23 protein-coding genes and 3 tRNA genes are annotated in these 23325 nt (G+C 70.8%); 8 read left to right on the forward strand and 18 right to left on the reverse strand.

The genetic code is table 11. The features are described from left to right. Window positions 1-6: 6 nt before the first annotated feature. Entirely contained in the window at window positions 7-2322 is a 2316-nt protein-coding gene (locus ACIOD2_RS19090) for an EAL domain-containing protein (protein ID WP_400539531.1), read from the forward strand. On the opposite strand, the gene ACIOD2_RS19095 is transcribed toward ACIOD2_RS19090, so the two are convergent. The 4 genes from ACIOD2_RS19095 to ACIOD2_RS19110 form a co-directional block, all read right to left on the reverse strand. Continuing rightward, window positions 2316-3080 (reverse strand): arylamine N-acetyltransferase, encoded by a 765-nt coding sequence (locus ACIOD2_RS19095; RefSeq protein ID WP_400539534.1) that lies wholly within the window; start codon window positions 3078-3080, stop codon window positions 2316-2318. The two genes, ACIOD2_RS19090 and ACIOD2_RS19095, sit on opposite strands and share 7 nt — an antisense overlap. A gap of 33 nt (window positions 3081-3113) precedes the next feature. Next, window positions 3114-3464: a YciI family protein gene (locus ACIOD2_RS19100; protein WP_400539537.1), complete on the reverse strand. Its 351-nt coding sequence runs from the start codon at window positions 3462-3464 to the stop codon at window positions 3114-3116. Window positions 3465-3558: 94 nt separating this feature from the next. Then, entirely contained in the window at window positions 3559-5172 is a 1614-nt protein-coding gene (locus ACIOD2_RS19105) for a cytochrome P450 (protein WP_400539540.1), read from the reverse strand. Then, window positions 5169-5429, reverse strand: coding sequence for a hypothetical protein (locus ACIOD2_RS19110; RefSeq protein ID WP_400539542.1), 261 nt, complete (start codon window positions 5427-5429; stop codon window positions 5169-5171). Before ACIOD2_RS19110 ends, ACIOD2_RS19105 begins: the two co-directional genes overlap by 4 nt. Between ACIOD2_RS19110 and ACIOD2_RS19115 the strand changes: the two genes are divergently transcribed. Further along, a complete protein-coding gene (locus ACIOD2_RS19115) occupies window positions 5428-5763 on the forward strand; it encodes a hypothetical protein (RefSeq protein WP_400539544.1) in 336 nt (111 codons plus the stop codon). The genes ACIOD2_RS19110 and ACIOD2_RS19115 overlap by 2 nt on opposite strands. A gap of 23 nt (window positions 5764-5786) precedes the next feature. On the opposite strand, the gene ACIOD2_RS19120 is transcribed toward ACIOD2_RS19115, so the two are convergent. The 5 genes from ACIOD2_RS19120 to ACIOD2_RS19140 all read right to left on the reverse strand — a co-directional run bounded on the left by ACIOD2_RS19120 (window position 5787) and on the right by ACIOD2_RS19140 (window position 7375). Then, window positions 5787-5860: transfer RNA gene (locus ACIOD2_RS19120), tRNA-Phe, on the reverse strand. Between the two features lie 31 nt (window positions 5861-5891). Then, window positions 5892-5965 (reverse strand) — tRNA-Asp (locus ACIOD2_RS19125). A 28-nt stretch (window positions 5966-5993) separates the two neighbouring features. Next, window positions 5994-6066, reverse strand: a tRNA-Glu gene (locus ACIOD2_RS19130). A 101-nt stretch (window positions 6067-6167) separates the two neighbouring features. After that, window positions 6168-6953, reverse strand: a complete 786-nt coding sequence (locus tag ACIOD2_RS19135) for a hypothetical protein (protein WP_400539546.1) — start codon at window positions 6951-6953, stop codon at window positions 6168-6170. Between the two features lie 167 nt (window positions 6954-7120). Beyond that, window positions 7121-7375: a hypothetical protein gene (locus tag ACIOD2_RS19140; RefSeq protein ID WP_400539548.1), complete on the reverse strand. Its 255-nt coding sequence runs from the start codon at window positions 7373-7375 to the stop codon at window positions 7121-7123. Between the two features lie 593 nt (window positions 7376-7968). Between ACIOD2_RS19140 and ACIOD2_RS19145 the strand changes: the two genes are divergently transcribed. Continuing rightward, complete coding sequence (locus ACIOD2_RS19145) at window positions 7969-8412, forward strand: hypothetical protein (RefSeq protein ID WP_400539550.1); 444 nt, start codon at window positions 7969-7971, stop codon at window positions 8410-8412. A 180-nt stretch (window positions 8413-8592) separates the two neighbouring features. Here ACIOD2_RS19145 and ACIOD2_RS19150 read toward each other — a convergent pair whose 3' ends face one another. Beyond that, window positions 8593-8796: a cold-shock protein gene (locus ACIOD2_RS19150; protein ID WP_003097368.1), complete on the reverse strand. Its 204-nt coding sequence runs from the start codon at window positions 8794-8796 to the stop codon at window positions 8593-8595. A gap of 459 nt (window positions 8797-9255) precedes the next feature. Here ACIOD2_RS19150 and ACIOD2_RS19155 point away from each other — a divergent pair, with 459 nt between their 5' ends. The 4 genes from ACIOD2_RS19155 (at window position 9256) to ACIOD2_RS19170 (ending at window position 11987) form a co-directional block, all read left to right on the forward strand. Further along, the gene (locus tag ACIOD2_RS19155) at window positions 9256-10467 is read left to right on the forward strand and encodes an Ig-like domain-containing protein (RefSeq protein ID WP_400539554.1); all 1212 of its coding nucleotides are present in this window, start codon (window positions 9256-9258) and stop codon (window positions 10465-10467) included. 170 nt (window positions 10468-10637) lie between these two features. Further along, entirely contained in the window at window positions 10638-10937 is a 300-nt protein-coding gene (locus ACIOD2_RS19160) for a hypothetical protein (protein ID WP_400539557.1), read from the forward strand. Between the two features lie 4 nt (window positions 10938-10941). After that, the gene (locus tag ACIOD2_RS19165; protein WP_323329175.1) at window positions 10942-11496 is read left to right on the forward strand and encodes a SigE family RNA polymerase sigma factor; all 555 of its coding nucleotides are present in this window, start codon (window positions 10942-10944) and stop codon (window positions 11494-11496) included. Between the two features lie 5 nt (window positions 11497-11501). Next, on the forward strand, window positions 11502-11987 hold the full coding sequence (locus ACIOD2_RS19170) for a hypothetical protein (protein WP_400539560.1): 486 nt from the start codon (window positions 11502-11504) through the stop codon (window positions 11985-11987). 247 nt (window positions 11988-12234) lie between these two features. Here the strand turns inward: ACIOD2_RS19170 and ACIOD2_RS19175 are convergent, their stop codons facing one another. Further along, window positions 12235-13575 carry an MFS transporter gene (locus ACIOD2_RS19175; protein WP_400540407.1) on the reverse strand — a complete coding sequence of 447 codons (1341 nt, stop codon included), beginning with the start codon at window positions 13573-13575 and terminating at the stop codon, window positions 12235-12237. A gap of 249 nt (window positions 13576-13824) precedes the next feature. Between ACIOD2_RS19175 and ACIOD2_RS19180 the strand changes: the two genes are divergently transcribed. Further along, a complete protein-coding gene (locus tag ACIOD2_RS19180) occupies window positions 13825-14412 on the forward strand; it encodes a PaaI family thioesterase (RefSeq protein ID WP_400539563.1) in 588 nt (195 codons plus the stop codon). Window positions 14413-14696: 284 nt separating this feature from the next. Here ACIOD2_RS19180 and ACIOD2_RS19185 read toward each other — a convergent pair whose 3' ends face one another. The 7 genes from ACIOD2_RS19185 to ACIOD2_RS19215 form a co-directional block, all read right to left on the reverse strand. Continuing rightward, entirely contained in the window at window positions 14697-17363 is a 2667-nt protein-coding gene (locus ACIOD2_RS19185) for a tetratricopeptide repeat protein (RefSeq protein ID WP_400539566.1), read from the reverse strand. A gap of 55 nt (window positions 17364-17418) precedes the next feature. Beyond that, the gene (locus ACIOD2_RS19190; RefSeq protein ID WP_400539569.1) at window positions 17419-18390 is read right to left on the reverse strand and encodes a glutamate ABC transporter substrate-binding protein; all 972 of its coding nucleotides are present in this window, start codon (window positions 18388-18390) and stop codon (window positions 17419-17421) included. Beyond that, window positions 18387-19808 carry a hypothetical protein gene (locus tag ACIOD2_RS19195; protein ID WP_400539572.1) on the reverse strand — a complete coding sequence of 474 codons (1422 nt, stop codon included), beginning with the start codon at window positions 19806-19808 and terminating at the stop codon, window positions 18387-18389. Before ACIOD2_RS19195 ends, ACIOD2_RS19190 begins: the two co-directional genes overlap by 4 nt. Window positions 19809-19997: 189 nt before the next feature. Further along, window positions 19998-20636 carry a response regulator gene (locus tag ACIOD2_RS19200; RefSeq protein ID WP_400539574.1) on the reverse strand — a complete coding sequence of 213 codons (639 nt, stop codon included), beginning with the start codon at window positions 20634-20636 and terminating at the stop codon, window positions 19998-20000. Continuing rightward, window positions 20633-21739: a sensor histidine kinase gene (locus ACIOD2_RS19205; RefSeq protein WP_400539576.1), complete on the reverse strand. Its 1107-nt coding sequence runs from the start codon at window positions 21737-21739 to the stop codon at window positions 20633-20635. Before ACIOD2_RS19205 ends, ACIOD2_RS19200 begins: the two co-directional genes overlap by 4 nt. A 10-nt stretch (window positions 21740-21749) precedes the next feature. Beyond that, window positions 21750-21929, reverse strand: coding sequence for a hypothetical protein (locus ACIOD2_RS19210; protein ID WP_323329160.1), 180 nt, complete (start codon window positions 21927-21929; stop codon window positions 21750-21752). A gap of 66 nt (window positions 21930-21995) precedes the next feature. Further along, window positions 21996-23258 (reverse strand): GAF domain-containing protein, encoded by a 1263-nt coding sequence (locus ACIOD2_RS19215; protein ID WP_400539578.1) that lies wholly within the window; start codon window positions 23256-23258, stop codon window positions 21996-21998. Window positions 23259-23325 lie beyond the last annotated feature (67 nt).

The following is a 23325-nucleotide window of genomic DNA, read 5'->3' on the forward strand; positions in this document are numbered from 1 at the left end:
ACGCTCATGGAGGCTGACTCCCTCGCCACGCTGGTCGAGCTGAGTCCGGACGCCGTCTGCGTCCACGAGAACGGCGTTGTCACCTACGCCAACCGCGCCGCGCTGGACGCGTTCGCCGCCTGCTCCGCCGACGAGGTCGTCGGCCGCCGGTTCACGGACTTCGTCACCGAGGACTCCCGGCCCGCGCTGCTGGAGAAGCTCGCGCTGCTGGCCGAGCCGGGCGCCGCCACCGAGCCCGTCGAAGCCCTGATGTCCCGGCTGGACGGCAGCAAGTTCGCCGTCGAGACGCAGACCGTGCGCACGACCGGGCACGCCTACCAGGTCGTCATGCGGGACATCACCGCGAGGAAGGCGGCCGCCGACGCCCTCCGCTACCAGGCCGCGCTCGTGGCCCACGTCAGCGACGCCCTGATCGCGACCACCGGCGAAGGGGTCGTGACCAGCTGGAACCCGGCCGCCGAGACGGTGTACGGGTGGACCGCCGCCGAGGCTGTCGGGCGCCGGGCGAGCGAGCTGGTCGGCGCGCCGCTGGAGCTGCGCCGCGGTGGTGTCGTCGAAGCCGTGCACCGCAGCCGGGACGGGGCACCGCTCACGGTCCGCGTTTCAGCAGCTGAGATGAACGACGGCTGGGTGCTCGTCTGCGCCGACGAAACCGCGCGACGGCGGGCCGAGCAGAACTACCGCACGGTCGTCGCCTCGCTCGACGAAGGTGTGCTGGTGATGGGGCCGGGCGGGCTCATCGAAGCGGCGAACCCGGCCGCGTGCCGGATCCTCGGTGTGGCCGAGGCCGACCTCATCGGCGTCCCGTGCCACACGCTCGTGCTGTTCACCGAGGGCGGGCAGTGGATCCCGCCGGACGAGATGCCGTCGGTGCAGACGCGGCGGACCGGCGTCACGCACAACGGCCTGGTCGTGCGCCTGCGCCGGCCGGACGGCCGCGACGTCTGGGTGTCGCTGACCTCCCGGCTGCTCGACCCGGACGACCCGGCGGCGGCGACCGTCGTCACGTCGTTCACCGACATCAGCGAGACCCGCGCGATCAGCGCCCGGCTCGCGCACGACGCCACCCACGACCCGCTGACCCGGCTGGCGAACCGGACCCTGGTCCTGGACCGCCTCGACGTCCGGGCCCGCCGGAGCGCGGCCACGGTGCTGTTCCTCGACCTGGACAAGTTCAAGGTCATCAACGACTCGCTGGGGCACTCGGTCGGCGACCAGGTGCTGCGGATCGTCGGCGAGCGGCTGCGGCGCTGCTCGGGCCGCGCCGACCTGGTCGGCAGGCTGGGCGGTGACGAGTTCGTCGTCGTCACCAACGAGGTGACCGAGCCCGGCGAAGTCCGCGCCCTGGCCGAGCACCTGCGGGCCGCGCTGGCCGAGCCGATCGGCGTGCTCGGCCGGCAGCTGCACCTCGACGCCAGCATCGGCGTCGTGCTCGTCGACGGCGCGGACCGCCGCAGCGCCGAAGACCTGCTGCGCGACGCGGACGTCGCGATGTACCAGGCGAAGACGCTCGGGCGCGGCCGTCACCACTTCTTCGACGTCGGCCTGCGCGAGCGGATGCAGCGGCGGCTGCGGATGGAGCAGGACCTGCGCGACGCGGTCCACGACGGCCAGCTCTGGCCCGCCTACCAGCCGGTGGTCGACCTGAAGACCGGCGAGATGGTCGCCGTCGAAGCGTTGCTGCGGTGGACGCACCCCCGGCACGGCGCGATCTCCCCGGCGGAGTTCATCCCGCTGGCCGAAGAGAGCGACCTGATCAACGTGATCGGCAAGGAGATGCTCCGCGCGACCACCCGCGAGCTCGCCTCGCGCCGCGCGAACCAGGGGCTGGACCTGACGCTGAAGGTCAACATCTCCACGCGCCAGCTCGACGACCCGCACCTGGTGCCCGCGGTCCAGGACGCGCTCACCAGCACCGGGCTGCCGCCGAGCGCGCTCTGCCTGGAGGTCACCGAAAGCGCGTTGATGCGCGACCAGGAAGCGGCCGGGGAAGTGCTGGCCGCGCTGCGCTCCCTGGGCGTCCTGCTGGCGATCGACGACTTCGGCACCGGCTATTCGTCGCTCGCCCAGCTGCGCCGGCTGACCCTGGACACGCTCAAGATCGACCGCTCGTTCATCACCGGGATCGCCGAGTCACGCGACGCCGAAGCGATCGTCACGAGCATCATCGCGATGGCCCACGCGGTGGACCTGACGGTGATCGCCGAAGGCGTCGAGACCGCGGAGCAGCTGGACCTGCTCCGCAAGCTCGACTGCGACCAGGCGCAGGGTTACCACCTCGGCCGGCCGATCCCGGCGGCCGAGCTGTTCGGGACTCAGTAGATCTCTCGCAGCCTCGACAACTCGTCCTGGGTCAGCTCGATGCCGAAGTCCTTGAGTGTGGTGTCGAGCTCTTCCGGTGCCACGGTCGTCGTTTCGCTGCCGCCGCCGGGCTTTTCGACGGTGAGTTCGCGGCCGAGCAGCTTCCGGCTGACCCCCGGTTCGAGCGTCATGATCACCACACGCCCGGTGAACGGCGACTTCGGGTGCGTCGACGTGTAGTGGTGGAAGACCTCGTAGTCGATCGGGTACATCTCGTTGAGCCGGAAGTCGAGCAGGTCTTCGGCGCCCTTTTGGAGCGTCCACCAGCCGTCGCGGTGGACCAGCCGGTGCTCCCAGCCCGCCTGGTCCGTCGCTTGCCCGTCGATCAGCGGCATCGGGTCCAGGATCCCGGCCCCGAACCCGACGTCGGTGAGGAAGCTTTCGCCGTCGACGTCCACGACGAGCGTCATGTGCGTGTACGGCCCGGGCCGCCGCGGCTGCACGCGCGCGGACAGCCGGTGGACGCGGTAGCCGAGCTCCTCGAGGACGGCGGCGAAGAGGCCGGACTGCTCGTAGCAGTAGCCGCCCCGCCGCCGCCCGACGAGCTTCGCGCTCACGACGTCCAGCGAAATCCCTTGGTGCTGCTGGAGAACCACGTCGAGGTTCTCGAACGGGATCGCGGCTACGTGCGCCCGCGTGAGATCCCTGAGCGCTTCCGCCGACGGTGGACGGCGTTCCTGCCCGGTGCGCGCCAGGTAGGCGTCGAGGTCGAAACTCATGGTTCCAGGATGCAACCTCGACCAAGATCGAGGTCAAGCCTCGTGGATCACCCGGCGCACCTCGACGGCGGTGTACCGCGCGTCCGGGATCTCCGCGGCCAGCTCGACCGCGCGCTCCTCACTCTCGACGTCGACGACGTAGTAACCGCAGAGGAAGGAGTCGGCCTCGACGAAGGTGCCGTTCTCCGTGTGCGCCACGCCCTCCTTGACCCGGACGGTCTTGGTCCCGGCGGGATCGACGAGCGCCTTGGTCTCGACCATCTCGCCGGAGTCGGTGATCAGCTTGGTGAAGGTGCCGTGGCCTTCGTAGACCTCGTTCTTCTGGTCGTCGGCCAGAGTGGCCCAGAGGGTCGGGTTCATGTGCAGCGTGAGCAGGTATCGCATGTCGGCTCCCCTTGTGGGTGGCAGCCCGTTTCTCGGGCCGCCTTCGCCGCTGGGTCGGTGCCAGTCGCCGCGTCCGGACATGACTAGCCGGGGTTCACTCGTTCGGCCTAACGGGCAGCTCGACCAGCCCGTGGATCCGGATGCCGTCCTGCCACCGGACGTCGCCGGCCAGGCTCAACCGCGGGAAGCGCCGGACCAGCTGGGTGAAGGCGATCTGCGCCTCCAGCCGGGCCAGCGGGGCGCCGACGCAGTGGTGGATGCCGTGCCCGAAGCCGACGTGCCCGGCGGGGTGCCGCGCCAGGTCCAGCCGTCCGGGATCGGCGAACCGGGCGGGATCCCGGTTCGCCGCCCCGAGTGCGACGTGCACGAACTCGTCCGCCGGGATCCGGACGCCGCCGAGCTCCACGGGTTCGCCGGTGTAGCGCAGGGTCGCGAACCCGACGGGCCCGCCGAACCGCAGGAACTCCTCGACGGCGGCGGGCACCAGCGCCGGGTCCGCGCGCAGGGCGTCGAACTGGTCCGGGTTGCGCAGGAGGGCGTACACGCCGTTGCCGATGAGGTGGACGGTGGTTTCGTAGCCGGCGAAGAGCAGCAGGAAGGCCGTCGCGACGAGTTCGGTGTCGCTGAGCCGGTCGTCCCGGTCGTGGGCGAGCACGAGCCGCGAAAGGACGTCGTCGGCCGGCCGCGCGCGCTTGGCCCGCACCAGCTCGCCGAGGAACGTCCTGAGCCCAGGATCCCCGAGATCCCGGCTGAGGCGGTGGAACTCGGCCCGCGCGCCGGGTTCGACCCCGAGCAGCTCCCCGATCACGGTGATCGGCAACGGCACCGCGAAGGCGGCGAGAAGGTCGACCTCGTCGTGCCGGGCGAGGTCGTCGAGCAGCGCGGCGGTGATCTCCTCGATCCGCGGCCGCAGAGCTTCGACGGCGCGGGCGGTGAAAGCCTGGTTGACGAGCTTCCGCAGCCGGGTGTGATCCGGCGGATCGGCGTCGAGCATGTGACTCCCCCGCCCGGCGGGCCGCCCGGCCCACCGCGCGTTGGCCCCCGCCTTCCGCAGCCGCGGATCGCTGAGAGCGGCCCGCGCTTCGGCGTACCCGGTGACCACCCATCCCCTGGGAGACGTGGTCCGGTACACCGGCCCGGGTTCAGCGACGACGAGGTACCGCTCGTCCTCGATCTCGGCACCCCAGAAGGCGGGATCGTCGAGCACCCGAACCCGCGTCCCGACGTGGCGCGCGCCGAACAACGCCCGGCACTCGTCGGCGCTGATCCCGGCTCCGGTGGACCACCGCCCCTCGACGAGAACCAGCCGTCCACCGGGCTTGAGCAACCGCAACCACCGCCCCACAGCGGCACTTTGGTCCGGCATAGCCCACAGCACGTGCCGCACGAGAACGACGTCGAAGGAGTAGTCGTCGAGCGGCGGATCGGCGGCGTCACCGTGCTTGAACTCGACCCCCGCACCGGCCTTTTGCCTTGCCTGGTCGAGCATCCGCTCGGACAGATCGACGCCGACGACCCGATGCCCGGCCTCGGCAAGGAGAACGGCGAGAGTGCCGGTCCCACAACCAAGATCCGCCACGAAGGCCTCGGATGGCAGGAGCGGGAGGAGAAGCTCGGCCCACGCGGCCCGGACGTCGGGGTCGCGCAGCCCGTGGTCGGGCTGCTCGTCGAAGGTGGCGGCTTCGGCGTCCCAGGGGTTCTGCGTCACAGCCAGCCTGCCGTTTCCCGATGCCACCCAAGGCCGACGGCGTCCACCCGCACCAGCTCGCCCGCGACGGTCACCGCGTCGAAGAAGTCGTCCGTCATCAGCAACGGAGAGAGGTCCTGCCCGAGGGGAACAACCCGCGCGGCGTCAACGGAACCGGCAACCCGCCGAAGCACCGCTTCCCTCGCGATCACCGCTTCCAGGCAGTACATGCCCTCATTCTGGCCCGCGCCGCTGTCCGCCCGGCAGAATCGGGCCATGGACGCCACCCCGTTCCCGTTCCGCGGCCGCGTCGTGTGGTTGACGCCCGAGCAAGGCGGGCGCACCTCCGGTCCACCATCCGCCGACGGTCGCTACGCCGCGAACGCCTTCGTGCCGCCGGAAACCGCCGACACCGGGCTCGCGTCGTTCGTGGTGCGGGGCGTCCCCTCCGGCGAGCTGACCTGGGCGGCCGAAGGGCGCTGGCTGGCGGTCGAGAACACCGGACCCCAGCGAATCCAGCCGGGCACGGTGGTCGTGATCACCGAAGGGCCTCAGCCCGTCGGGTACTTCCACGTCGAGCAAGCCGGACAACGAAAAAACCGCCTCGACTGAGTCGAGACGGTCTTCGTGAGCGGTGGCCAGGGCCGGGGTCGAACCGGCGACCTTCCGCTTTTCAGGCGGACGCTCGTACCAACTGAGCTACCTGGCCGGGAACGCCGGCCTGGAGCCGAACGATCTTGCGACCCTGACGGGACTCGAACCCGCGACCTTCGCCGTGACAGGGCGACGCGCTAACCAACTGCGCCACAGGGCCTTGCGTACTGCTTTACTACGGTACTACGTACTCCCAACGGGATTCGAACCCGCGTTGCCGCCTTGAAAGGGCGGAGTCCTAGGCCGCTGGACGATGGGAGCCCGATCAGTTTCGGCTAACCGACCGACCGCGCTCTCAGGTTGTCCCCCGGGAGCGATTACAAGCATAGGGCACGCCGCCACCCCTTTGCACCGGGGGTTCCTTAACCCCGCACCGGGACCGGGACCTGCGCAAACGTCAGCAGGTGACGCTCCAACTCGACCACCTCTTCCGCCGTCAGCGCCGACGTCAGCAGTTCGCCGATCCGATCATCGGTCAGGGACTCCGCTCGGTGCCGGCGGTCGCGCAGGTCCGGCTTGCGCTCCGCCGACACCACCAGCTCGTCCGCCGCGTCCTGCGGCCACGCCGTGCGCAGCAGGCGCTCGCGGCCACCCTCCGGATCGGCCACCACCGCCTCCGGCACCGACAGGCCCACCGCCCGCAGCGCCGCGAAGTGCAGGCCGCCACGCAGCTCACGGAAGACCATCAGCGCGAACCCGAGGCGCTCGACATCGCCTTCAGGACGTTGAGCGCGCTGCCAGCCGGCGAAGAGCGCTAGGCCACTCGCGTCCGCGGCGTCGACCACGCGAAACAGCAAGTCCGCTACGCGACCCGGCTCGGATACGGCCGAAAGGTTGACGCGGGACCAGCGCGCCGATGACTCCGCGTAGGCACGCACCGCGGCAGGCGCGTCCAAGGCCTCCGTCGCCGGCGGCAGGACGTAGTCGAACAGCCAGTGCGGGAAGATGCCGAACAGCTCCGCGGCCACGTGCGGCGGCACGTCGCCGAGCACCGCCGACCGGCCTCGCACGTACAGCGAACGCGGCGGGAGCCCCACCTCACTCTCGACCGCCGCGAGCTCCGGCGACGTCATGAACCTGCCGCCCAGCACCTGCACCACCGGCCGGATCCGGTTCGCCACCCCGGCCGCGTCCTCGATCGCCGTCATGTCCGTCCCTTCGACCCAGCAAACATAACACTGTTACGAAACCCGCGTCAAGAAACCGGCGAACACTCGGAAATTACCCCCGAAAAAGGGCGACAACCTGCACGAACATCACCGGACAGGCCCGGCGGCACCCGCACCGCCCACCGGACCCCCGGCCCACAACCCGCTCAACGCTGGACCGGCGCCTGCCCGTCCTCGTCCAGGTTCAACCCCAGCATCTCCAGCAACTGGACGCAGTCCTCGACCCCCAGCGCACCGTTCGCCACGGCCAGCCGAGCCCGCCGAACCTGATCGTCCGACACCCGCTGCGTATCCGCGGCACCGGTCCGCTGCGCCGGCAATCCCCCGGCGAACGGAGCAGCACCCCCATCGGCACCTTCGTACCGAAGGAGGAACTGCCGCACTTCAACAGACCCGCTCATAGCCCCTCCATACGGCTCACAACAACTTGGCCGCGAGGCTAACCAGCGCAAGCCGCCACACACAGCCCCCCGGAGAGTGAACCTGAGGCCACGCTCCGCTCAACGCAGCGCAATCAGCACGCCCGGAGAACAACACCACCCGAACGAACGTCACCCCGGACGCGAAGTGACACCACACGCGGAAATTTCCCGCTGTCCACTCGCTCAACCACGCAAGACGTGCAACAATCGAGGTGCTGACACACCCCCGGTCAGCGCCTGTGGAGATCCCCTCCGACCCCCGCGTTCCTCCCCCTGGCGCGGGGGTCCTCCATTTCTCGGCGGCCTTCGGGCTTCGCCCTTCGGCCGCCGATCATTTCGGTGTATTGCCCGGGGGCCGAGCCCCCGGACCCCCACGGTGCGGCCGCCAGACTTTCCGCGTTTCCTGAGTCCGTTTCTTTGCGTGATCGACTCGTACTGTTAGTGACTGATTGCGTTGTGTTTACGGGCGATTGGGCTTAATGGGTGAGGGTTGGGCTGATCGGGTAAATAAAGGGGCGTGTCGTGGCTCACAGTGGTTTGTGGTGTGAGACCTAACCGTTATCGTGTGGTCCGTGCCCCTTCCCTCACTCGGCCGCTTGAGCAGCCGCACGAACCTCAAGGCAGTGTCCTCCGGGCGTCACCGCGGTGCCGCCAAGACCGCCGACGACGGTGTTGTCGAGGACAAGGAACTCACCAGCTACCTGGCCGCCTTGGCGCCTGATGCTGACAACGAGAGCACCGGGACCGGCAAGCGGTTCGGGGAAGCTCAGGTCTTCCAGCTTCGGATGAGCCTCATCGCCAGCAAGCAGCTCTCCGACGTCGCTGAAGCGCGGGGGATCTCGCCCCAGGCGCTCGCTCAGGAGTGGATCCTCGAGCGGCTCAACTGGGAGGGGCAGGCCGCCTCTCTCCAGGACCAGCGCCAGGTCCAGAGCCAGAGCGAAGAGCTGACCGACCTCACCGACGAGTTCCACTTCCCCGCCGACGCGTTCGACGCGCCGGCCGTCGGACGTCGCTGAACCCCTGCACCACATGAGAAAGGGCCCCCAGCCGTAGCAAGGCTGGGGGCCCGTCACTCAGGCCTTAGACGCGCAAAGGGCCTGCGAGGCTTGTTCAGCCGTCGCCCACCGCATGACTTGTGCACGAAACCAGCGGTCTGTGTGCGGGACGCGGCGGGCTAACCAGAACAAGCCTCGGTCTCAGATCGCGCGGACCTTCTGGGCCTGCGGGCCCTTCTGGCCCTGGCCGACCTCGAACTCCACTCGCTGGTTCTCCTCGAGGGTGCGGAAGCCACGCCCCTCGATCTCCGAGTAGTGAACGAACACGTCGCCTTCGCCGCCGTCCTGCGCGATGAAGCCGAAGCCCTTCTCCGCGTTGAACCACTTCACAGTGCCTTGCGCCACCGCTGTTCTCCTCGTTACACAGATCCGCTTCGAATGCCACCGAAGCGGCACCCCGGCCGTCCCGGGCGGTTCCAACGAGTCGAGTCAAGAGAGCGTGTCGGCTCCATGGCTCGCGTCAGAAGTTCCGCGAGTGTGAAGCCACGAACACGCAAAACGACGGCCTGCAAGCAGACTACCGGGATCTGGCCAAAGTTGAACCCCGTGATCGAGGCGAAAAACGCCTGTCACGGCCAAGGTCACCGGAACGTCGTAGGGCTCCCCACCCGCTTCTGTCGGACCCACCGGTTAGTCTTGCGCAGCACATCGGCTCCGTGATCACCGGATACCGCTCGGAGTCGGCCGTGCCTCCTCTGTTAAGGCCCACCGGACCGGCTGTGACGTTCGTCACTCGAACATTGCTCAACGTTCGAGGTCCGCGAGGCGTCTCGAAGAGGGGAAGCACCAAAGGGGCAAAGGGGAATGGGTGTGACGGTGAGGAACTCCACGCGGCGCCGGGGCGCGGCTGTGGCACTGGGCTTGGTCGCCGTGCTGGCGCTGGGGGCGTGCAGCAGTGAACCGACGGTGTCGGCGAGCGGTACGTCGGGCGGGGGCCCGACGCAGGCGCCGGCTCCCACCGCGCAGCCCGCGAAACTGGCGGTGACCCCCGCCGCGGGCGCGCAGGACGTCGCGCCCGGCGAGCCGGTCGGCGTCAAGGTCGACAGCGGCACGATCGTCTCGGTCACGCTGACCAACCCGGACGGCAAGCAGGTCCAGGGCCAGACGTCGGCGGACAAGAAGAGCTGGAACACCACCGAGCAGCTCGGTTACGGCAAGACCTACACCTGGTCCGGCCAGGCGCAGGGCGCCGACGGCAAGAACGTGCCCATCGGCGGCGCGTTCACCACCGTCAAGCCGAAGCGGCAGACGCAGGCCAGCCTGAACGTCGGTGACGGCCAGACGTACGGCATCGCGATGCCCATCGCCCTGACCTTCCCGAGCCGCGTCACCGACAAGGCCTCCGTCGAGAAGGCGCTTTCCGTCGAGACCACGCCGAAGACCGAGGGCTCCTGGGCCTGGCTGAACGGCGACACCACGGTGCACTGGCGGCCGAAGGAGTACTTCAAGCCCAACACGCAGGTGAAGGTCAACGCCAAGATCTACGGCGTCAAGATCGGCGAAGGCGTGTACGGCAAGCAGGACGTCTCGGCCAGCTTCGCCATCGGGCGCTCGCAGATCGTCAAGGGCAACACCACGCAGCACACCATGCAGGTGATCCGCGACGGCCAGCAGATCGCCGACTACCCGGTGAGCTACGGCCTCGACTCCGACCCGGGCCGCGTCACCCACAGCGGCGTGCACGTCGTGATGGGCAAGCAGTCCACGTACGCGATGAGCAACCCGAAGTACCACTACGAGAACGTCGTGGTGCCGTGGGCGGTCCGGATCTCCAACAACGGCGAGTTCATCCACGGCCTGGCCGCGTCGGTCTGGGCGCAGGGCAAGAAGAACATCTCGCACGGCTGCCTGAACCTCTCGCCCGCGCGCGCCAAGGAGTACTACGACGGCGTGCTCACCGGCGACCCGGTCGAGATCACCGGCAGCACGCAGACGCTGACCGCCAAGGACGGCGACTACAGCGACTGGACCTACGACTGGGCGAGCTGGCAGAAGCTGTCGGCGCTCGCCGGCTGAGCCACCCTCGGACCACCCAGGAACACCGGGCGGCCGGGAAGTCCAGTGCGGACTTCCCGGCCGTTCGCGTTTCCCGGGAAATCCGATGCAACCCCGGCGGGCGCCCACCGCATGACTACGGGCAGAGGCGCGGCGATCGACAGCCGCGCCCGCGAGAATGAGGAGCTGTCTTGCGTATCCGCATCGCCCTGTCCCTCGGCGCGCTCGTGCTCGCCGGTGGCGCCCTGACCGGTGGCGTCGCCATGGCCCAGTCGCAGCCGACGGCGCCGCCGCAGGCCACGACCCGCGCGACCCCGGCGCCGACCGAGGCCCCGCCCCAGGCCACCCGCAAGCCGCAGGAGCCGCCGCGGGCCGTCCCGGCGACGTCGAAGGCGCCGACCCGCGCCGAGCAGGCTCCGCGCGTCCCCCGCGCCGTCCCGGCCGGCCCGACCGGCGACCTGCACCTCCCGGCGATCCGGGAGACCCGGTAGTCAGGTGATCTCCCGCTCCCGTCCGTCGACCGGGCCGGGCTCGCCGTGGGACGGCGAGTTCGCCCGGTACTTCGGCGAGCGCGCGCACAGCCTCCGGTCCACGGCGTACCTGCTCTGCGGTGACTGGCACCAAGCCGAAGACCTCACGCAGGCGGCCCTGATCAAGCTGTACCTCGCCTGGCCGAGGCTGTCGCGCCACGACACCCTGGACGCCTACGCCCGCAAGGTCGTGCTCCGCACGTTCCTCGCCGAGCACCGGCGCAGCAGGTGGAAACGGGAGCGGCTCACCGACACCCTGCCGGAGCTCCCGGCGGAACCCGCCGGGAGCGACCAGGACATGCTGGTCCGGCAGGCACTGGCCGTACTGGCCCCCAAGCAGCGCGCCGTGCTGGTGCTGCGGTACTTCGAGGACCTGAGCGTCGAGGAGACGGCGCAGGCCCTCGGCTGCAGCACCGGCACGGTGAAGAGCCAGGCCTCCCGGGGCCTGGCCACGCTGCGCAACCGGCTCGGCCCGCACTACAGCGCGCTGTCGTTCAGCGCACCCACGGAGGGGAGGTGACGAACATGGACCCCGAAGACGACGTCCGCGTGATCCTGACCGGCGCGGCCGCCGACACGCCGCCGATGCGGCTCGAGGCCGCCGACGTGATCGAGCGTGGTGGCCGGATCCGGCGGCGGCGCAAGCGCATGGCCGTCGTGGGCACTTCGACCGCGACGGCGGTGATCCTCGCGGTGGCCGGTTTCCTGGCCGGCCACCGCTTCGGGCCGCCGGAGCCGGTGCAGCCCGCCGACCCGGGCCTGTCCACGATCGGCACCACCGCTCCCCCGTCGCCGACGCCGATGCCGTCGCAGGAGGAGGTCCCGGCGACGTCGATCGCGCCGCCGGCGGCCCAGCCGGGCCGCTCGGTGCCGAGCACGCAGCGGCCGTCGAGCCCGCCGGTCGCCGTGACCTCCCGCAAGTCGAGGCAGCCCTCCTCGGTGACGTCGCCACCCCCGTCCGCGAACCCGACCGAGACGGTCCCGGAAGTGCCGCGTACGACGTCTCGCTGACCCGTTTCCGCAGGTCAGGGACGTGGCGTAGATCACCGTTTCAACGTGGGTTTCCGACGAAATACCGAGCTGGTTCGTGGCGAAACACCGTGTGGTGTTCCGATCGGACGCCGCACTGATCGTCGAAACCGGAGTCGCTGTCGTCGTGGCGAGCGCGCTCCTCGGAACGACGCCAGCTGACCCGCGACGCACGTGTGCCCCGCCCGGTGATCCGGACGGGGCACACGTCTTTGCGAGGCGGGACCGCTCAACGCTGAGCGGAAGCGCCGGTCAGGGACTTGCCGCCCCCACTGTCCTCGGTGTCGATCTGCTCGATCGGCACCTGCGACGTCTCCGGGATCTTGATGATCGGGATGATCGCGATCAGGGCCGCCGCCATCAGGTAGTACGCCGGCCAGTCCGGGTTTCCGGTGCTCTGGATCAACGCCGTCACGATGACACCGCAGGTACCACCGAACAGCGACGTCGAGATGTTGTAGCCGATCGCGAACGAGCCGTACCGGACGCGGGTCGGGAACATCGCCGGGAACGTCGAGCCGATCACCGCGAGCATCAGCACCAGCAGGATCGCCACGATCAGGAACCCGACGAACAGCCACAGGATGCTGCCGGACTGCATCAGCTTCAGCGACGGCCAGCTCAGCACCAGGAACCCGATGGCCGCGGTCAGCAGCAGCGGTTTCCGGCCGATCTTGTCGGACAGCGCACCCAGCGGGATGATGATCGCCATCTGCAGGACCTCGACCGCGATGATGATCAGCGTCGACGTGTTGTCGTTGATCTTCAACGTCTCGGTGAAGTACGTCGGCATCGTGGTCAGCAGCAGGTAGTCCGCGACGTTCAGCAGCAGCACGATGCCGATCAGGTTGAGGATCATCCGCCAGTTGCGGGTGAAGATCTCCTTGAGCGGCGCCTTCCGCGGCTTCTCGCCCGAGGCCTCCAGCCGGCGGAACTCGGGGGTGTCCTCGAGCTTGTTCCGCAGGTAGAGCCCGACGAGGCCCAGCGGCAGCGCGACGAAGAACGGGATCCGCCAGCCCCAGGCGTCGACCTGGTCGGCCGACAGCGAGAGCGTCACGGCCAGCACCACGAGGTTGCCGAGCACGTACCCGGCGAGCGTCCCCAGTTCGAGGAAGCTGCCGAAGAAGCCACGGCGCTTGGTCGGCGAGTACTCGGCGATGAACGTCGCCGCGCCGCCGTACTCACCACCGGTGGAGAAGCCCTGGATGATGCGCAGGAGCAGGATCGCGATCGGGGCCGCGATGCCCATGCTGTAGCCGCCGGAGTACGTCGGCAGGACGCCCACCAGGAAGGTGCAGCCCGACATCAGCAGGATCGTGATGGCCAGGACCTTCTGGCGGCCGATCTTGTCACCGAGCGGGCCGAAGAACGCCCCGCCGAACGGCCGCACGATGAACCCGACCGCGAGCAGCGCCAGCGACTTGAGCACGGCGTTGCCTTCGCCGGGGAAGAACTCCGAGCCGATGCTGACGGCGATCGCACCCGAGGTGAAGACGCCGTAGTCGTACCACTCGGTGGCGTTGCCCATCGCGGACGCCCACACGGCCCGCTTGACGGTTCTCTCGTCCACCGACGGCTTGCCCGTCGTTGCTGCTGGCTCGGCTGCTGGTTCGCTCATGCCGGCGACGACCTCCTCCGTGCGGTGCCCACTGGGCCATTCGAGCTCATCACCCCAGTCTTGCCCGGTCGCCGCAGGTCGGCAGTCTGAGCCGGAGAATCTCTACGGTGGGGAATTTTCCGGCTACGGAGAGATGTGGGTTCCCCGGTTACGCCGCGGGCCGGACGAAGCGGACGACTACCGGCGAGTTAACGTCAGCGCATGAGTCGTGTTTCTCAGCCCTGGCCGCCGGTACCGGTGGAGCCGGCGGTTCCGCACCCGAAGGCCCCCGAGGCCGGCACCGAGCTGGGTGTGCACTTCGGCGAGTGCTTCGGCTGCGGCGACGAGGCCGACGCCGGGCTGCACCTGCGCTCGACCGTCGGTGAGGGCCAGGTCGTGCACTCGCGGTTCACCGTCACCGCGGCCCACCAGGGTGCCCCCGGGCTCGCCCACGGCGGCCTCCTGGCCTGTGCGTTCGACGAGGCGCTCGGCTCGACGGTCGGCAACCTGATGCGCCGCCCGGCGGTCACCGGGAAGCTGGAGACGGACTTCCGCCGCCCGGTGCCGGTCGGCTCGACGTTGTTCATCACCGCGCGCCTCGACGGCATCGCCGGCCGCAAGATCTACGTCAGCGCGGACGGCCGCCTCGACGCGGAGGACGGCCCGATCGCGGTGAGCGCCCGTGCCCTGTTCATCGTGGTGGGCTTCGACCACTTCTCCAACCACGGCGACCCGCAGGCGCTGGAGAAGCTGGCCGCGCAGCACGAGAAGAACCAGCGCGAACGCGGCGACTGGGAGATCAACCCCTGACGTCGTGTCGTCCATCCCGGTACGCGTGTCGTCCGCTCAGGTACGCGTGTCGTCCATCCGATCGCACGTGATGCCTCGCCGATCACGCGAGGTGCGCGCCCAATCACGCGAGTCGCGCGACTGATCACGCGAGAACCGCGTACCGGAACGGCGAACTCGCGTACCTGGAAGGACGACACGCGTACCCAGACGGACGACTCGCGTACCTGGATGGACGACACGCGTACCCAGGCGGACGGCTCGCGTGCCTGGGAGTCGGCCCGCGTGTCCGGAGCGGGGCCCGGTCAGGTGAGGGTGCGGGGGCGGATGGCGTTCGCCTTGTCCACCAGCTCCACGCGCTGCTCGACCGTTGCCGCCAGGCGCGCCAGCGCCCGGTAGCAGCGCTCGAGGCCGAACCGCAGCTCACGCTCTTCCAGCTCGCAGCCGAGCACGCGCCCACCCGGTGTCGGCGGACCCTGGCGAGGGCCGCGAAGCCACTCGTACGCGGCTTCCAGCACTCCGGCCGAGAGCTTCGTGCGGCGCTCGGCGTCCAGGCGGAGCCGCTCGAGCCGGGCCGACGCGTCGAGCAGGTCGTGCTCGCTGACCAGGGCTTCCTTGCCCGCCGCCCGGGTCGCGGTCGTCTTGATCTTGATCGCCGCGACCTGCGCGTCGACGTAGTGCGTCGACGACGGCGGCACCGTCTCGAGCACTTCGACCGCGCTGGTCCGGGCCCCCTGCGCCAGGTAGACGCGAGCGAGGCCGAAGGCGGCGCTGACGTAGTTGCGGTCCGTCCGCCAGACCAGCTCGTAGAACCGCGCGGCCGCGAAGTAGTCGCCGACGCCCTCGGCGCTGACCCCCAGCGCCAGCTTCGGCGCGACCTCGCCCGGCAGGTCGTCGTACACCGCCTCGAACGCGACGTGCGCGACGCGCGAACGGCCGCCCGCCAGCTCGATCAGGCCGCGGTACCAGTCGATCCGCCAGTCGTGCGGGAAGCCGTTCTTGATCGCCAGGTACTGCGCCGCCTGCAGCTGGCGTTGCGCCTCGGACAGCTCACCCAGCTCGATCCGGGCGCGGACGATCCGCAGCCGCACCTCGATCGACTCGCGGGGCGCGCCGGCCAGCGCCTCGATCGCGCCTCGCGGCTCGAGCGAGGTCGTCGTGGCGAGCACGCCCGCCGCCGGGTCGTCTGTGTCGACCTGCGGGATCGGCAGGCCGGCGACGACCTCGGCCGCGCCGGGCAGCGGCACGCTGCCACCGGCTTCCGGCACCACGAGCTGCACGCCGAACGTGCGGCTCTCCGGGCCGAACACCGTGGACGCGCCGGGCCGCGGCTTTCCGGTGCCCAGCGCCATGATCTCGCGCAGCACCCCGGTGAGCTGGTCGGCCATCTCCTCGGCGGAGAGGAACCGCCGGTCCGGGTCGGCGTGCGTCGCGCGCTTCAGGAACCGGTGGTACGAACCGAAGAGCGCGAACAGCGGGACCGCGTCCGGGCCCGGCAGGGTCGACTTGAACTTCGTGGTGTAGCCGGTGAACTCGAAGCTCAGCACGGCGAGCGTGCGCCCGACGGTGAACAGGTCCGACGCGATCGACGCACCCTGCGTCGCCAGTTCCGGTGCGCTGTAACCGGTGGTGAAGAACAGCGGGCTCTCGTAGTCGTCGGTCCGCCGGACCGCGCCCAGGTCGATCAGCTTCAGCTGCTCGTTCGTCTGGATCACGTTGTCCGGCTTGAGGTCGCAGTAGAGCAGGCCCTGGCTGTGCAGGTAACCCATGGCGGGCAGGATCTCCAGCCCGTACGCGATGACCTGGCCGATCGGCAGCGGCTCCGGACGCCGGCTCTCGCGGTGGTGCGCCAGCGCGAGCTGCCGCAGCGACTGGCCGCCGACGTACTCCATCACGATGTAGCCGACGGTCGTGCCGCTGTGCGCGTCCGGGTGCTGCACGAAGTTGTGGATCTTGACGATGTTCGGGTGCTCGACCTCGGCCAGGAAGCGCTGTTCGTTGGCCGCGGCCGCCATCGCCGTCGCGTCGCCGGTGTCGATCAGTCCTTTGAGGACGACCCAGCGGTCGCTGACGTTGTGGTCCTGCGCCAGGTAGATCCAGCCCAGGCCGCCGTACGCGATCGCGCCGAGCACCTCGTACTGGCCACCGACCAGCTCGTTCGGCTGCAGCTTCGGCAGGAACGAAAACGGCGCGCCGCAGTTTTCGCACTTTCCTTCCGGCGAACCGGGTTTCCCGTCGACGCCGCGGCCGACCTTCGCGCTGCAGCTGCCGCAGAAGCGCTTTTCCTCCGACACCACCGGGTTCGTCAGCACCGCCGACGCCGGGTCGCGCGCGGGGACCGGCGGGACCTCGACCAGCCCGGCGCCGAGCCGGCCGCGGCGCGAGCGCGACGTGCGGGACGACGTCCGCCGTGAGGTGCCGGGGAACGAGCCGGAGCCGGACCCCGAACCGCTGCCCGTCCCGGCGCCCGTGCCCGTCCCTGTCCCGGTGCCGGTGTGCCTGCCGTCGCTGCTGCGCTCGGGCAGCACGCTCTCGGTGCCCGGGTCCGGCAGCGTGCCCGGCCCGGTCTCCGGCCGCGGCACCGGCGGCATGATGCTCTGGGTCTCCGGCGCCGGCGCCGCGAGCACGCTCGTCGGCTGCGGCGCGTTCGGGTCCGGCCGGACGGCCTGGGTCCGCTCGACCGGGGGCGCGACCGGCGCCATCTGCCCCGGCGGCCGGGTCGGGTCGTTCGCGCCCGGGATCTGCCCGCGCACGAAGGTCCGCTCACCGCGCGGCGGCGTCGGCGGACGCCGGACCGGCGCGTGGAAGACGGTCTTCTCGGCGGCGGGCGGCTCGGTGTCGTCGAGCCGGCCGGAGATCGACGGCTCGGGCGTCTCCCACCGCACCGGTGGCGGCGGCTGCCAGCTCGGCGGGGCCACCTGCTGCTCGTCGTCCGGTGCGGCGTGCCGAGGACGGCGCGGCTCCTCAGACACTGCTACCTCCCAGATCCCCGACGACGTACGAGGACCGATTCTAGTCGCGAGCCACTCACTGGTACTGCGGTGACGGCGGGGACGCCGGGCCCAGCGAGGACTCCACCCACTTGTGGTAGCTGTCCTGCCAGGCGCCGTTGCCGCGGACCTGGTCCAGCACGGCGTTGACGTACTTGACCATGTCCTCGTTGTCCTTCGGCACGCCGATGCCGTAGTTCTCCTCGGTGAACTGCTCGCCGACGACCTGCAGCGTCGGGTCCTGCGCGGCCATCCCGGCGAGGATGGTGTCGTCGGTCGACACCGCCTCGACCTGGCCCTGCTGGAGCATCACCAGGCAGTCCGACCAGTTGTCCACCGAGACCGGCACCGGCTTCGCGGGATCCGTCGCGATCTTCGCCAGCGACGTCGACTTCTTCGCCGCGCACACCCGCTTGCCGGTCAGGTCGGTCAGCTTCCGCACCGGGGATTCCTTGGTGACCAGGATCCGCTGCCCCGCCTTGTAGTAGACCGACGAGAACTGGACGTCCTTCCGGCGGTCGCACGTGATGCTGTAGGTCCGGACGACGATGTCGACCTGGTGGTCCTTCAGGACGTTCTCACGCTGCGACGACGGGATCGCGCGGAACTGGACGTGGCCCTCCGGCGAGCCCCAGATCGCCTTGGCGATCTGGTTGACCATGTCGATGTCGAAGCCCTCGAGGTTGCCCGTGGTGGGGTTGCGGAACCCGAACAGGTAGGTCGTCTGGTCGACGCCGGCGATCAGCTTCCCGCGTTCCTTGATCTTCGCCATGGTCGAGTCGTCGGGGATCGACGTCCCGCTCGGCGCGAGGCTGGCCAGCGGGTTGCAGCTCTTGTCGGTGCCGCCGCCCGCCGTCGAGTCCGGGCCGCCGACGTGGGCGGGCTGCGGCCAGGCGGCGTTGCTCACCGGTGCCGGGTCGACCGGTTTCCCGGGACTCCCGCAGGCCGCCGCCAGTGCCGCGACGACCACCAGCGCGGCCGCCCGGACCGCGTAACCCCGCCTGCTCACCGGTACTCCCTCAGTCGCTCCCGGACTCCCATGGTGACACCCGCCGCGGCGACGATCGCGAGAACGGCCAAACCGGGCGCGAGGAGCGTCAGCGCGCGGTCGCCGTTGTGGGTGCTGTCGAGGAACTCCTGCCGCCCGACGTCGATCGCGTCCTGGAGGCTGTCGTCGAGCCGCCGGAACGCCGGTGCCGAGCCGTCGGTCTTGTCCTCCAGCACGGCGAGGTCGACGGCTTCCTGGTACTGGCCGCCGTCGTCCTGCGAGCGGACCTGCTTGTGCGCCTTGAACCAGTCGTTGGCGGCCTTGGTCGCGTCGGCGACCTTCTTGGCGCCGTCACCGTCCGGGATCAGGCCGCGGGCCTCGGCGAGCAGGCCGCCCTGCCCGTCGGCCCCGGCCAGCTGGACGGCGTTGGTGCCGAAGTCCTTTTCGTAGGTGGCGCCGTCGCCGCGGGCGACCAGCGTCAGCGTTTCGTCGGCGCGGGCCTGCAGCGCCGCGATCCGCGCGCGGACGAGGACGTCGACGCGGTGCGAGCCGTCGTCCTGGCCGCCGCCGACCAGGCTGCCCTGCACGATCAACGCGACCGAGCCCCACAGCAGCGACACCACGACGGCAGCCGTCGCGACGACGAGCCCGACGTTGAGCAGCCGATTGGTCCGGCGGGTCAGGTAGACCTGGGCGACGACGAGCGCGGCCAGCAGCGCGACCACCAGGATCACGGCGAGCCACGGGAAGCCGGTGGCGCTGTCCTGCTCTTCGATCAGCTTCTCGGTGTCGACGCGGTAGAGGTCCTGGGCGGCGGGCAGGATCTTCGCCCGCATCAGCTCGGACGCCTCGCGCAGGTAGGACGCGCCGACCGGGTAGCCGAGCCGGTTGTTCGACCGCGCCGTCTCGACCAGGCCGGTGTAGACCGGCAGCGACTGGTTCAGCACGTCGACCGGGCCGGCGGCGTCGGCGACGTCACCGGAGTCGGAGGCCGCCTTCGCGAGCGCCGCGCCGGCCTCGGCGATGTCACGCTCGTAGCGCTGGCGGAGTTCGGGCGGCTCGGTGCCGATGGAGAGGAAGGCGCTCGCCGCGGTCGCGTCGGCGTCCGACAGTGACCGGTAGACCTGCTGGGACGCGGCGGCGAGGGGCTCGCGGTGGTCGATGACCCCGGTGATCGTGTTGTCGCGGTTCTGCACCGACAGCGTCGCGACGAGCCCGGCGACGAGGGCCAGCAGCACCAGCCCGACGGCGATCACGGTGAGCCGGCCCGGGGTGGTCGCGGCGGACCGGATGATCGCGCGTATCCCCTGGCCAGGAAGGTCCAGCAGGCCCAGCAGACCGCTGCGGCCCCCGGCCCGGTCGCGGCCGTCCGGTGGCGTCGGCGGTGCGGGTCCCGGCGCGGGCGCGGTGGGACCCGGCGCCGTCGCAGTGCTGGTCATCCCCGATTCCTCCCCATGAACGCTACCCGCAGAAAGGTAGCCGAGTCGCCCCGCGCGCGGGCACCGGCACCGCCCGCTGTCATCAGCACGTGATCTCAGAGCCTTGTTCTGGTTAGCCCGCCGCGCCTCACACGCGAGGCCGCGCGTCCGGACGAAAGTCATGCGGCGGGCGACGGCTGAACAAGGCTCTCAGAGGTGATGGGCGAGCGCATACCGGACGGCCTCCGCGCGGTGGCGCGCGCCGATCTTCGCGAAGGCGTTGTTGATGTGGGTTTTGACGGTCGCCTCGCCGATGAACAGCTCGGCCGCGATCTCCGCGTTGGTCAGGCCACGCGCGATCAGGCCGAGGACTTCGGCCTCACGGGCGGTCAAGCTGTCCGGCAGTTCGGCCTTGGCGCGCGACGCGGGCCGGCCGTCGAGCGCGGCGACGAGCCGGTCGGAGACCTCGGCGGTGAAGATCGCCTGGCCGGCGGCCGCGGATCTCAGCGCGGCGGCGATCTCCGCGCGGCCGGCGTCCTTGGTCAGGTAGCCGCGGGCCCCGGCGCGCAGGGCGTCCGCGATCGACGTGTCGTCGGCGTAGGTCGTCAGCACGACGACGGCGGTGCCGGGGTGGTCGCGCCGGATCAGCCGGGTCGCGGCGACGCCGTCCAGCTCCGGCATCCGCAGGTCCATCAGCACGACGTCGGCGGGGTGCTTGGCCAGCGTCTCGACGGCTTCACGGCCGTTGCCCGCCGAGGCCACGACCGTGATGTCGTCGAGCAGGCCGAGCAGCGCGACCAGGCCTTCGCGGACCGCCTGCTGGTCGTCCGCCACGACCACCCTGATCAAGTCCGCACCTCCGCGAGCACGCGCCACCGGCCGTCTTCCGGGCCCGACGCCAGGGTGCCACCGGCGAGCGCGAGCCGCTCGCGCATCCCGGCCAGCCCGAAACCTTCACCTGTTCGAGTGAATTCCCCGAGGTGGTTGGTGACGTCGAGCCGGACGTCGTCGTCCGTGTAGGCCAACCGCATCCGGACGTCCTCACCCGGCGCGTGCTTGCCCGCGTTCGTCAGCGCTTCGCGCGCGATGCCGACCAGCGCGACGACGGCCGCCGACGGCAACGGCCGAGACACGCCCTCGGCGTCGAAGTCCACGGATACCCCGTGGTCACGGGCGTGCGCGGCGGCCACCGCGGCGAGGGCGTCGGCGAGCGGCAGGACGTCCCGGCGGAGCGCGGACACGGCGTCGCGGGCTTCCGCCAAGCCGTCCTTGGCGAGCCGGCGGGACCGCCGGACGGTCGTGAGCGCACCGTCCACATCGGACTTCTCGCTGAGCAGCGCCTCGGCCAGTTCGAGCTGGACCCCCAGCGCTCCCAGCGAATGCGCGAGGACGTCGTGCAGCTCGCGCGCGATGCGCGTGCGCTCGTCGAGCGCGGCGGCCCGCGCGTGCTCGGCCTGCGCGAGCCGCGTCTGCTCCAGTAGCGCTTCCGCCTGTTTCGCCTGCACCTCGTACTGGCGCCGGTTGAGCCCGAGCAGCACGAGCAGGAGCATCACGCCCGGGTCGACGAACCCGGTGGGGTCCGAAACCACCGCCAGCACGACGTCGACCAGGCCGACCCCGACGATCGCGGCGACGCTCACCGAGGTCAGCGTCGCGAACCGGCCCAGCGCGACGATGGCCAGCACGATCGCCGACGAGTCCGCGGCGCCGCCGACGACCGCCGAGGGCACCACGCTGGCGACGGCGAGCAGCACCGCCGCCGTCCGCGGCGACCGGTAGGCGAGCACGACGAACCCGAGCAGGCACGCCGCGGAAACGCCGTAGCAGGCCCAGATCCGCGGATCCGGTTCGCGCGCCGTCAGCAGCGTCGCCGCGACGAAGAGCGTGCCGAGCGCCTGCACCACCAGCCACGACGGCGCGATGGTGTCCGGCAGCAGCGGACGCTTCGGCAACGCTCCCCCTTTACTTGTGGGTCAGGCTGGTGATCAGCTCGACGAGGATCAGCCGGTAGGCGATGAACGCCACCAGCACCACCACGCCGACGACAGCGAGCCCGAGCACGGTCTTCCCGGTCATCTTTCCCCCACGGTTGTGTTCCGTCGCCTTGGCGATGGCCAGGCGGATGAGATCCGACTTGTTCATGGCGACGACGCTACGAACGAAGCGGGGTGGACCGGGACCGTCGGCGGGTGGAGCCAGGGGTGGACTTCAGCCGCGGATGGCCGGGGCGAGCGAGTGCGGCAGCACGGCTTCGGCGTTCTCCGGCCGCTGGACCAGCACCTCGACGTCGTCGGCGAAGCGGTACGGCTTCGCGCCGAGGATGCCGCCGAAGTGCCGCCGCAGCCGGGACATCTCGGCGCGGACGGTGACCGTGCGGCCGGCGTCGCCGAACAGGTCGAGCGACAGCTCGGACGCCGAGCGGCCGTCGCGGTGGCTGGCCAGCACGTACAGCATCTCGGCGTGACGCGGGCTCAGGCGGTGGGTCCAGGTCCCGGCGCCGCTCGTCACCGTCAGGTCGGGCTCCCGGGGCGACCGGACGTCCAGGACGACCTGGGTGAGCGGGGCGACCTCGTCTTCGGTCAGCCGGATCAGCCAGCCGCCCGGCACCGGTTCCACCGCGACGCTGCCGTACGCCGGCAGCCACGCCCGGCCCGGCGCGAGGCCCGACGGCAGGGCGATCCGGTCGACCGGCGCGAGCCCGGAGGCCGCGGCGACCCAGCCGTGCTCGTCGGCCACGACGGCCGGCCCGCCGACTTTCGCGAGCACCGGGACGGCGAAGCCGCGAAGGCGTTCCAGCTCGGTGAGGTGGGTGGTGCGCAACTGCGTCTCCGCCAGCCGCGTCACGGCGTCGACCAGCGCCAACGTCGACGCGTGGACCGTCGAAGCCGGGCCGGAAAGGTCAACGACCCCGAGCAGCCTGCCGTCGCGCGGGTCGTGCATCGGCGCGGCGGCGCACGTCCAGAAGTGCTGGGCCCGGACGTAGTGCTCGGCGGAGTAGACCTGCATCGCGCGCCTCGTGACCAGCGTCGTGCCGATCGCGTTGGTGCCGACGGCTTCCTCCTGCCAGTCGGCGCCTTCGACGAACCCGACCCGATCGGCCCGGCGGCTGACCGCGGCACTCCCGTCGCGCCAGAGCACGTGCCCGCCCGCGTCGACGATCACCATGATGTGCGAGGCCTGCTCGGCGAGGCTGGTCAGGCCGCCGCGCAACGTCGGCAGCGCCTCGGCCAGCCCGCTCGCGCGGCGGCGTCCTTCAAGCTGTTCGAAGGTCAGGACGGGCGCGGTGGGCACGCCGTCCGGGTCGACGCCGAGCCGGCGCATCCGTTCCCAGGACGCGCTGATCACCGGCCGTGGCCTGGTGGGCAGCTCCCGGCCGGCCACCGCCGCTTCGTGCACCCGCGTGAGGACGCGCGCGTGCTGCCGGGGGTCGGCCCCGGCCGGCAACGCTGCCTCGAGGTCCCGCTGACCCAACCGCCGCTCCTCGCGCTCGACGCCCCCAGTCTGCCGTTTCGGCCCGGTGATCGGTAGGTGGGGACAA

It is taken from the genome of Amycolatopsis sp. NPDC088138, assembly GCF_044741685.1.
GTDB lineage: Bacteria > Actinomycetota > Actinomycetes > Mycobacteriales > Pseudonocardiaceae > Amycolatopsis.

Bases quoted from the DNA above. Each gene is read 5' to 3' on its own strand.
- ACIOD2_RS19140 (WP_400539548.1), bottom strand. From the start codon at position 7,375: ATGAGCGGGTCTGTTGAAGTGCGGCAGTTCCTCCTTCGGTACGAAGGT.
- ACIOD2_RS19100 (WP_400539537.1), bottom strand. From the start codon at position 3,464: ATGCGATACCTGCTCACGCTGCACATGAACCCGACCCTCTGGGCCACT.
- ACIOD2_RS19135 (WP_400539546.1), bottom strand. From the start codon at position 6,953: ATGACGGCGATCGAGGACGCGGCCGGGGTGGCGAACCGGATCCGGCCG.
- ACIOD2_RS19170 (WP_400539560.1), top strand. From the start codon at position 11,502: ATGGACCCCGAAGACGACGTCCGCGTGATCCTGACCGGCGCGGCCGCC.
- ACIOD2_RS19155 (WP_400539554.1), top strand. From the start codon at position 9,256: ATGGGTGTGACGGTGAGGAACTCCACGCGGCGCCGGGGCGCGGCTGTG.
- ACIOD2_RS19210 (WP_323329160.1), bottom strand. From the start codon at position 21,929: ATGAACAAGTCGGATCTCATCCGCCTGGCCATCGCCAAGGCGACGGAA.
- ACIOD2_RS19095 (WP_400539534.1), bottom strand. From the start codon at position 3,080: ATGAGTTTCGACCTCGACGCCTACCTGGCGCGCACCGGGCAGGAACGC.
- ACIOD2_RS19110 (WP_400539542.1), bottom strand. From the start codon at position 5,429: ATGGCCCGATTCTGCCGGGCGGACAGCGGCGCGGGCCAGAATGAGGGC.
- ACIOD2_RS19115 (WP_400539544.1), top strand. From the start codon at position 5,428: ATGGACGCCACCCCGTTCCCGTTCCGCGGCCGCGTCGTGTGGTTGACG.
- ACIOD2_RS19180 (WP_400539563.1), top strand. From the start codon at position 13,825: ATGAGTCGTGTTTCTCAGCCCTGGCCGCCGGTACCGGTGGAGCCGGCG.
- ACIOD2_RS19195 (WP_400539572.1), bottom strand. From the start codon at position 19,808: ATGACCAGCACTGCGACGGCGCCGGGTCCCACCGCGCCCGCGCCGGGA.
- ACIOD2_RS19090 (WP_400539531.1), top strand. From the start codon at position 7: ATGGAGGCTGACTCCCTCGCCACGCTGGTCGAGCTGAGTCCGGACGCC.